Source organism: Mycobacterium sp., from assembly GCF_049281135.1.
GTDB lineage: Bacteria > Actinomycetota > Actinomycetes > Mycobacteriales > Mycobacteriaceae > Mycobacterium.
This window is the reverse complement of the sequence record NZ_JBAPRN010000416.1, coordinates 1-6,570: the sequence shown is the minus strand read 5'-3', so window position 1 is coordinate 6,570 and position 6,570 is coordinate 1. Positions and strand designations below refer to the sequence as shown.

The window sequence follows — 6,570 nt, the reverse complement described above, 5'->3', positions numbered from 1 at the left end:
GTACGACGCCAGTCGATAAGCTCCTGCGGGATCTCGCGCAGAAACCGCGATTCCGGGTTGAGCATCGGCTGTCCCCACGACGATCGAACCTTCGCGCGGCTGACGTAGAGGCGCTGCCGCGCCCGGGTGATCCCCACGTAGGCCAGTCGACGTTCCTCGGACAGCTCGCCGGCGTCGCCCAAAGCCCGCATGTGCGGGAACATTCCGTCTTCCCATCCGGTGACGAACACGACCGGGAATTCCAGTCCCTTGGCGGTGTGCAACGTCATCAGCGTCACCAGGCCGGCGGTGTGCTCCGGGATTTCATCGGTGTCGGCGACCAAAGACACCCGCTCCAAGAACTGGGCCAGCACACCGGTGTCCGGCACGTCCTCGTCGTCGAGATCGGTTCCGAGAGCTTCGGCGTTGGCCAGGTCGGTGGCGAATTCGTGTGCGACGCTGACGAGTTCGTTGAGGTTGTCCAGCCGGGCCAGGTCTTGCGGGTCGGACGACGACTCTAACTCCGCCCGGTATCCGGTGCGCTCCAGCACCGCCTCGACCAGCTCACCGAGGTCGCCCTCCGACGCGTCGAGCCGGCCCCTCAGTTCGTCGAGCATCTCCACGAAACCGGCAATCGCCTTGGCCGACCGGGTATTCAGCAGCGGCACCTTGCCCTCGGCGGCGGCTTGCAGCGCGTCGGCGAAACTGGATCCGGTGTTCTCGGCGTACACCGCCACGCATGCCTCGGCCCGATCGCCGATGCCGCGCCGCGGCGTGTTGAGGATCCGCCGCAAACTGACCGCGTCGCCGGGGTTGTCCAGCACGCGCAGGTAGGCGACGATGTCGCGAATCTCCCGGCGCTCGTAAAACCGCACTCCCCCAACCACTTTGTAGGGAATGCCGGCGCGGATGAACACCTCTTCCAACGACCGCGACGAGTTGTTGGTGCGGTAGAAGACGGCCACATCGTTGTAGGTGATGTCGTTGTTGGCGGCCAGCCCGTCGATTTCTTCGGCGACGAACCTCGCCTCGTCATGCTCGTTGTCGGCGACGTAGCCGACGATCAGCTCGCCCTCGCCGGCGTCGGTCCACAGCCGCTTGTCGCGGCGTCCGGCATTGCGGGAGATCACCGAGTTGGCCGCGGTCAGGATGTTCTGCGTGGAGCGGTAATTCTGCTCGAGCAGGATCGTCTTGGCGTCGGGGTAGTCGCGCTCGAAGTCTTCGATGTTGCGGATGGTGGCCCCGCGGAACGCGTAGATCGACTGGTCGGCGTCGCCGACCACGCACAACTCGCCGGGTGTCACACCGTCCTCGGTGTCGCGGCCGACCAGCTCGCGGACCAGGACGTACTGCGCGTGGTTGGTGTCCTGATACTCGTCGACCAAGATGTGCCGGAAGCGCCGGCGGTAATGCTGGGCGATCTGCGGGAAGGCCTGCAGCACCGCGACCGTCTCGCCGATCAGGTCGTCAAAATCGAGGGCGTTGGCCAGCCGCAGCCGGTGCTGGTATTCGGAGAAGACGGCGGCCACCGTGCGCGCCAAATCGTCGGCGTCGTCGGACAGGTTCGCCATCGCCTGCTGCGGGTCGATCAGCTCGTTCTTCAGGTTCGAGATGGCGTTGGCCAGCAGCCGTGGCGAATACCGCTTGACGTCCAGGCCCATGTCCTTGGCGATCATCTGCAGCAGACGTCGGGAATCGTCGGCGTCGTAGATGGAGAAGTTGGAGTTGAGGCCATCGATCAGCGACGCCTGGTTGCGCAGAATCCGCACGCAGGTCGAGTGAAAGGTTGACACCCACATCGATCGCGCCCGCGGGCCGACCAGCGCCACGACGCGTTCGCGCATCTCCGCGGCGGCCTTGTTGGTGAAGGTGATCGCCAGCACCTGGCCGGGCCCGACGTCGCGCGCGGCCAGCAGATAGGCGATACGCCGGGTCAACACGGCGGTCTTACCCGAGCCCGCGCCCGCGACGATCAGCAGCGGCGAGCCCTCGTGCAGAACCGCCTGACGTTGTGGGGGGTTCAAACCGTCGAGAAGTTGATCGCCTTCAGATTCGGTCACGTGCTGCACAGTCATGTCCGCCCCAACTTACCGCCGTTCGGCGACACCTTTGCGCTGGAACGCCTCCAAGTGGCACACTCATTTCGTGCTCAACATGCAGCGTCGATTTTTCTACGGGTACCGGCCAGCGGTGCCCGTGGTTTAGCTGCTTCCCAGAGCCCCGCGGTCCGCATCCGGATCCGGGGCTCGTCTCTTGTGTGAGGCCCGAAATCGGATGAAACCGCTGCCACCTCCACACAACGAGAATTCGGAGTCTGAGATGACCATCGAAATAGAACAACCCACTGATATCGATGAGCTGCGGCTGGAGATCGACCGGCTCGATGCCGAGATCCTGGCCGCGGTCAAGCGTCGCGCCGAGGTGTCCCAGGCGATCGGCAAAGCCCGGATGGCTTCCGGCGGCACGCGGTTGGTGCACAGCCGCGAAATGAAAGTCATCGAGCGCTACAGCGAACTCGGGCCCGATGGCAAGGACCTGGCCATGCTGCTGCTCAGGCTGGGTCGCGGCCGGCTCGGGCACTGATCCGGCCGGTTCGCCGCCCGTTCACTGTGCCTTCAGCGGCTACGGTGCCGCCGCCCGGTCAACCTGACTAGGGTCGAGGCATGACTGCGGTTGAACGGATTCCCGACATCTCAGCGACCTCGGCATGGAAGGCGCTGGGCACGCACCACGACCAGATCGTAGGCACCCACCTGCGTGAATTCTTCGCCGAGGACCCAGACCGCGGCCGCGAATTCAACATCACCGTCGGCGACCTCTACATCGACTACAGCAAACACCGCATCAACCGGGAAACGTGCAAGCTGCTGACCGACCTGGCTCGAGCCGCAGAGCTCGAGCAGCGTCGCGACGAGATGTTCTCCGGGGTACACATCAACATCTCGGAGAATCGCGCGGTGCTGCACACCGCATTGCGACTTCCGCGCGACGCCAAGCTGATCGTGGACGGGCAGAACGTCGTCGAGGACGTCCACTCGGTGCTCGATGCAATGGGCGATTTCACCGACCGGCTGCGCAGCGGCGAGTGGACCGGTGCCACCGGTAAACGGATCAGCACCGTCGTCAACATCGGAATCGGGGGCTCGGACCTCGGACCGGTGATGGTCTATCAGGCCCTGCGGCATTACGCCGACGCCGGCATCTCGGCGCGATTCGTGTCCAATGTCGATCCCGCCGACCTGATCGCGAAGTTGGCCGACTTAGACCCGGCCACAACGCTTTTCATCGTCGCATCCAAGACCTTTACGACGCTGGAGACACTGACGAACGCCACCGCCGCGAGGCGCTGGCTGACCGATGCGCTCGGGCAAGAAGCGGTCGCAAAGCATTTCGTCGCCGTCTCGACCAACGAGAAGCTGGTCGACGAGTTCGGCATCGACACCGACAATATGTTCGGATTCTGGGACTGGGTCGGCGGACGGTATTCGGTCGACTCCGCGATCGGACTCTCGGTGATGGCCGCGATCGGGCGAGAAGCGTTCGCGGACTTCCTATCCGGATTCCACCTGGTCGACGAGCACTTCAAGACCGCGCCGCTGGAGTCCAACGCGCCGGTGCTGCTCGGTCTGATCGGGCTGTGGTACTCCGATTTCTTCGACGCGCAGGCGCGCGCGGTGTTGCCGTATTCCAACGACATGGCGCGCTTCGCCGCGTATCTGCAGCAGCTGACGATGGAGTCCAACGGCAAGTCGACCCGTGCCGACGGCACCCCGGTCACCACCGACACCGGTGAAATCTTCTGGGGCGAGCCGGGAACGAACGGCCAGCACGCGTTCTACCAACTCCTGCACCAAGGCACCCGGCTGGTGCCGGCCGATTTCATCGGCTTCAGTCAACCCACCGACGACCTGCCCACCATGGACGGTACGGGCAGCATGCATGACCTGCTGATGAGCAACTTCTTCGCCCAGACGCAGGTGCTGGCGTTCGGCAAGACGGCCGACGAGATCGCCGCCGAGGGCACCGCCGCCGACGTGGTACCGCACAAGGTGATGCCGGGTAACCGGCCCACCACGTCCATCCTGGCCACCCGGCTCACCCCGTCGGTAGTGGGCCAGCTGATCGCGCTCTACGAGCATCAGGTCTTCACCGAGGGTGTGATCTGGGGTATCGACTCGTTCGACCAGTGGGGCGTGGAGCTGGGCAAGACGCAGGCCAAGGCGCTGCTGCCGGTGATCACCGAAGACGCTTCTCCGGCAAAGCAATCTGACAGTTCCACCGACGCTCTGGTCCGCCGGTATCGCGCGGAGAGAGGTCGCGCGGACTAGGAACGCGCCGAATCGCTAGGCGAACCGTTTGGCCAGCGACAGCGGCATCACGCGCAGTAGTTGCACCATCGGGCCCCACGGCCACCACGGCACGGCGGCTCGACCCGGCTCGCGCTCAATGGCAGCGACCAGCGACTTGACGCCAGTTTCGTTGTCCACCATGAACATTGTGCTCTCGCTTTTGGCCGTAATCTCAGACTCGATATAGCCCGGTTCGATCACCGATACCTTGATCGGGCCCTTGGCGTATTCGGCGCGCAACGATTCGCCCAGGGAACTCAGGCCGGCTTTGCTGGCCGCGTAGGCCGCCTTTACGCCGGGTACACCCTTCGCCCCGAGCACCGACGAGATCAGCACCAGATGCCCGGACCCCTGGTCCTTGAACATCTCCAGCGCTGTTTCGATTTGGACCAGGGCCGCAACAAGATTGGTTTCGATGGTCGCCTTGTTGGCCCACAGCTTGCCCGATCCCAGCCGCGCGCCCTTGCCGATACCGGCGTTGACGACCACCCGGTCGATGCCGCCGAGTGCGTCGGAAAGTTCCGCGAACACCTTGGGCACCTGGTCGTGGTCGTTGACGTCTAGCGCCGCGACTGCGATTTTGACATCCGGATACCGTTGCCCGAGTTCGGCCTTGAGCTCGTCGAGCCGGTCGGTGCGGCGGGCACACAGCGCCAGGTCCCGCCCCTTGCCGGCAAATACGCGGGCCATTCCGGCGCCCAGGCCGGAACTCGCACCGGTGATGAGAATCTTCTGCCGAGTCATAGGCGCAGCATAACTACTTCAGCAAACGCGACATCCGCCGGTCTGCCAGCACCTTGCCACCGGTCTGGCAGGACGGGCAGTACTGAAACGACTTGTCGGCGAACGACACTTCGCGAATCGTGTCGCCGCATACCGGGCACGGCAAGCCGGTGCGGGCGTGCACCCGCATGCCGGATCGCTTCTCACCCTTGAGGGTTGCGGCTTGCTGGCCCACCGATCTCGCAACGGCGTCAGACAACACCGACTCCATCGCGAAGTGCAACGCGGCGAGTTGCCCCTCGTTGAGTTTCCCGGCGGTGGCGAACGGCGACAGCTTGGCGACATGCAGGATCTCGTCGCTGTAGGCGTTGCCGATGCCGGCGATGACTTTCTGGTCGGTGATGACGGACTTGATCCGCCCGGTGTTTCCGGCCAGCAGCCCGGCCAGGTCGTCGGCGGACAGCTGCAGCGCGTCGGGCCCCAGCGTGGCGATACCGGGGACCTTGTCCGGGTCGTCGACGAGCCACACCGCCAGCCGCTTCTGGGTGCCCGCCTCGGTGAGGTCGAAACCCGGCCCCTCGCCGGGCCTGCCGAGGTGAACGCGCAAGGCGATCGGGCCTTTGCCCGGCTTCAGCGGCGCGGCGGACAGCTTGTCCGACCAACGCAGCCAGCCGGCCCGCGACAGGTGGGTGATCAGAATCAGCTCGCCGGCGCGCATGCCCAGGTATTTGCCCCAGCGGTCGGCGCCGGTGACGGTTTCTCCGTGCAGTGCGTTGATCGGCGGGTCGAAGGTCTTGAGCACCGACAGCGCGGCGACGTCGATACGCCCTATGGTCTTGCCGACGGCGTGCCGACGCAGGTGGTCGGCCAGTGCTTCGACTTCGGGCAGTTCGGGCATGTATCCAGTGTGCCGGTCAGTGCCGCGCGGTGCGGACCACCAGTGACAGCACCCAGCCGACGATCGACAAGACGACCGCGGCCCAGATCGCGGTCCACCAGAAGTGGTCGATGGCCAAGCCCCAATGAGTGGTGTGCTCGGTGATCCACGCGGTGATCCACAGCATGAGCGCGTTGACGACGATGTGGAACAGGCCCAGCGTGAGGATGTAGAGCGGGATCGACAGGATTTGCACGACGGGTTTGATGAAGGCGTTGACCAGACCGAAGATCACCGCCACCACGAAGATGATGCCGGCCCGCTGCAGGCGGGTGTCGCCGCCGACGAAGCTGAGCCCATGGACGAGGTGGGCGACCACCCACAGTGCGAATCCGGTTACCGCGGCGCGTATGACGAATGCTCCCATGCGGGTGAACCTACTACCGGACGCCGACGAAGTGCCTGATTACAGCCAGGTCAGCAGCTAGAACCGCAAGTACCCGGTACCGATGGTATTGACATCTTCCCGCGAGCTCCCTACCGTCTGGACATGACGCCGACGAAGGGGATGTCATCGATGACAACTGCGGTGCAACCGGCCGAGCGCGGTCGTGAGGATTTCTCCGAACGCCTACTCAAGGG

The 6,570-nt window shown here is 64.7% G+C and carries 6 protein-coding genes and 1 pseudogene; 2 read left to right on the top strand and 5 right to left on the bottom strand.

Annotation, left to right across the window (positions count from 1 at the left end):
* Positions 1-2,039: UvrD-helicase domain-containing protein (locus tag WAN02_RS16985; protein WP_422265385.1), on the bottom strand; the 2,039-nt coding region annotated here is incomplete at its 3' end.
* Between the two features lie 214 nt (positions 2,040-2,253).
* Between WAN02_RS16985 and WAN02_RS16980 the strand changes: the two genes are divergently transcribed.
* Positions 2,254-2,562, top strand: a complete 309-nt coding sequence (locus tag WAN02_RS16980) for a chorismate mutase (protein WP_422265384.1) — start codon at positions 2,254-2,256, stop codon at positions 2,560-2,562.
* 80 nt (positions 2,563-2,642) lie between these two features.
* Positions 2,643-4,307 carry a glucose-6-phosphate isomerase gene (gene pgi / locus WAN02_RS16975; protein WP_422265383.1) on the top strand — a complete coding sequence of 555 codons (1,665 nt, stop codon included), beginning with the start codon at positions 2,643-2,645 and terminating at the stop codon, positions 4,305-4,307.
* A 15-nt stretch (positions 4,308-4,322) separates the two neighbouring features.
* Here the strand turns inward: pgi and WAN02_RS16970 are convergent, their stop codons facing one another.
* The 4 genes and pseudogenes from WAN02_RS16970 to WAN02_RS16955 form a co-directional block, all read right to left on the bottom strand.
* The gene (locus WAN02_RS16970; RefSeq protein WP_422265382.1) at positions 4,323-5,072 is read right to left on the bottom strand and encodes an SDR family oxidoreductase; all 750 of its coding nucleotides are present in this window, start codon (positions 5,070-5,072) and stop codon (positions 4,323-4,325) included.
* Positions 5,073-5,085: 13 nt separating this feature from the next.
* Positions 5,086-5,580: a zinc finger domain-containing protein gene (locus tag WAN02_RS16965; RefSeq protein WP_422265386.1), complete on the bottom strand. Its 495-nt coding sequence runs from the start codon at positions 5,578-5,580 to the stop codon at positions 5,086-5,088.
* Positions 5,581-5,706: 126 nt separating this feature from the next.
* Positions 5,707-5,949: pseudogene (locus WAN02_RS16960) on the bottom strand (DNA-formamidopyrimidine glycosylase family protein); the annotation flags it as partial.
* A 16-nt stretch (positions 5,950-5,965) separates the two neighbouring features.
* Positions 5,966-6,355 carry a phage holin family protein gene (locus WAN02_RS16955; RefSeq protein WP_422265381.1) on the bottom strand — a complete coding sequence of 130 codons (390 nt, stop codon included), beginning with the start codon at positions 6,353-6,355 and terminating at the stop codon, positions 5,966-5,968.
* Between the last annotated feature and the right edge of the window lie 215 nt (positions 6,356-6,570).